Here is a 2,276-nt window from a genome sequence, read left to right as displayed (position 1 = left end):
GGCCTACACCATGATGGCCGATCTCGGCAATGTGAACCTGAGCCAGGAGACGTTCCAGGTCGTCGTGGACAAGGCCATCGGCCTCGTCGGCATGGCGATCAACGACCTCGCTGCGCTGGGCGGCAGCGTCGGCACGGTCCAGCAGCGGGTCACCACCGCGACCGCGAAGCTCAAGACGCAGCAGGACATTCTGAACAATCAGATCGTCGGAATGGAAGCGGTCGACCCGACCGAAGCCTCGGTTCGGGTCGAGACCTTGCGGACCCAGATTCAGACGGCGCTGGCGCTCACCTCGCAGCTCCAGAAGATCAGCCTCATCAACTATCTCTGAGCCAGGGACGCCTTGTCGAGGCTCGAGACCTTCGTCCAGCTGTTCGGTCTTCCGTGAAGAGTGGTCCTGATGACGTTTGAAGCCTATGAAGCAGTCGTTGACGATAGTGGATATGAGGCGCGCACCCGCGAGCGGCAGGCGCTCAGCCTCGGCATCGACCGGCTCGAGCGGATCCAGACGGGTCATTTCAGTTTCGAGGACCTGGTCGAGAGCCTGCTCTATGTGCGGCGGCTATGGACGATCTTCATCGAGGATCTCGCCCACCCGGACAACGGCCTGCCGGACAAGCTGCGCGCCGACATCATCTCGATCGGCTTGTGGGTGGTCAAGGAAGCCGACCGTCTCCGCGAACAGCGGTCGAACGACGTGGTGCAGCTCATCGAAATCAACCGGCTGATCCGAGACGCGCTCTAATGAAGATCTCCTTGCGTGCAGGCGAACGGATCTACATCAACGGCGCGGTGCTCCGCGTGGACCGTAAGGTCTCCGTCGAGCTGGTCAACGACGTGATGTTCCTGCTCGAAGGGCAGGTCATGCAGGCTTCCGACGCCACCACGGCACTGCGGCAGCTCTATTTCATCGTCCAGCTCATGCTGATGAATCCGACCGACGTCCGCGACGCCGCGGCGCTCTACGCGCAGCATCACGCGGCCCTGTGCGCGGTGTGCGAGAACGGCGAGATGCTGGCTGGGCTAGGCGCGGTCGACGAGCTGGTCCAGGCGACGCGCTATTTCGAGGCGCTCAAGCGGATCCGCGCCTTGTTCCCGGTGGAGCAGGCCATCCTGGCCGGCGCCGCCACCGCCACCGTTTCACCATTCGAGGCTGCCTGACAGCGGAGAGACACATGAACGTCACCAGCGCTACCGACAGCACCAGCAGATCCAGTTCGACCGACACCAGCTCGACGACGTCCAGCAGTACCGTCGACTACGATACGTTCCTTCAGCTCCTCATCGCCCAGATGAAGAACCAGGATCCGACCAATCCGATGGACACTGCGGAGTACATGAGCCAGTTTGCCCAGCTCTCGACGGTCGAGCAGGCGATGCAGACCAATTCGAAACTGGACGCGCTGCTGTCTTCGCAGTCTCTCTCGCAGGCCAACGGGCTGATCGGCAAGATGGTGAGCTTCACCGATTCTACCGGCGCGAGCTTCTCCGGCAAGGTCGTCTCGGTTTCCATCAACAGCGACGGCTCCATCGCGACCCTTCAGGACGGCACCAAGGTCGCGGTCGGACCGGGGCTCACGATCAGCCAGTCATGAACGAGCGGGACGCACTCGACATCGTCCAGGCGGCGATCTGGACCATCATCGTCGCCTCCGGGCCAGCGGTCGGCGCCGCGATGCTGGTCGGCACCGTGATCGCGCTGATCCAGGCCCTGACCCAGATCCAGGAGGTGACGCTGACCTTCGTTCCGAAGATCATCGTGATTCTGCTGGTCGTTGCCGTCTCCGGCTCTTTCATCGGTGCGCATCTGTCCACCTTCACCGAGATGGTCTATTCGCGGATCGAACGCGGCTTCTGATCCGGACGGCGACCTGCCACCACCCTCGCGTAAGCTTTGCGCGGCAGATTATGGGCGGACCCCTCTGCCGGTGACCCATGGCCGATACGCTAGCTGCCAGCCTGCCCAATCCGCGCCGCCTCGGAGCGGACGCATTCTTCGCGGCCGGCATCGTGGCCATGCTCACGATCCTGTTCCTGCCGATTCCGCCGATCCTGATCGATCTCGGCCTCGCCTTCTCGATCGCACTATCGGCGCTGATCCTGATGGTCGCGCTGTGGATTCAGCGGCCGCTCGACTTCTCGGCTTTCCCGACCGTGCTGCTGATCGCCACGATCCTGCGCCTGGCGCTGAACATCGCGACGACGCGCCTGATCCTGTCGCGGGGCGGCGAGGGTGAACATGCGGCCGGCCACGTCGTCGCCGGCTTCTCGAAGTT

General features: G+C 63.3%; 6 protein-coding genes. All 6 read left to right on the top strand.

What is annotated here, in order from left to right:
* Window positions 1–331 (top strand): flagellin (locus tag JHD07_RS38105; RefSeq protein ID WP_291631597.1); only part of this gene is annotated, 331 nt, incomplete at its 5' end.
* 69 nt (window positions 332–400) lie between these two features.
* The gene (gene flaF, locus JHD07_RS38100) at window positions 401–745 is read left to right on the top strand and encodes a flagellar biosynthesis regulator FlaF (RefSeq protein WP_291631595.1); all 345 of its coding nucleotides are present in this window, start codon (window positions 401–403) and stop codon (window positions 743–745) included.
* The gene (gene flbT / locus JHD07_RS38095; RefSeq protein ID WP_291631593.1) at window positions 745–1,161 is read left to right on the top strand and encodes a flagellar biosynthesis repressor FlbT; all 417 of its coding nucleotides are present in this window, start codon (window positions 745–747) and stop codon (window positions 1,159–1,161) included. The genes flaF and flbT overlap by 1 nt, the downstream gene beginning before the upstream one ends.
* Window positions 1,162–1,175: 14 nt before the next feature.
* Window positions 1,176–1,595: a flagellar hook assembly protein FlgD gene (flgD, locus tag JHD07_RS38090; RefSeq protein ID WP_291631591.1), complete on the top strand. Its 420-nt coding sequence runs from the start codon at window positions 1,176–1,178 to the stop codon at window positions 1,593–1,595.
* Window positions 1,592–1,858: a flagellar biosynthesis protein FliQ gene (fliQ, locus tag JHD07_RS38085; protein WP_025034323.1), complete on the top strand. Its 267-nt coding sequence runs from the start codon at window positions 1,592–1,594 to the stop codon at window positions 1,856–1,858. Before flgD ends, fliQ begins: the two co-directional genes overlap by 4 nt.
* Window positions 1,859–1,935: 77 nt before the next feature.
* Window positions 1,936–2,276 (top strand): FHIPEP family type III secretion protein (locus JHD07_RS38080; protein ID WP_291631583.1); only part of this gene is annotated, 341 nt, incomplete at its 3' end.

The sequence above is a fragment of the Bradyrhizobium sp. genome (genome assembly GCF_016462955.1).
GTDB lineage: Bacteria > Pseudomonadota > Alphaproteobacteria > Rhizobiales > Xanthobacteraceae > Bradyrhizobium.
This window is presented reverse-complemented; position numbering and strand designations above follow the sequence as displayed.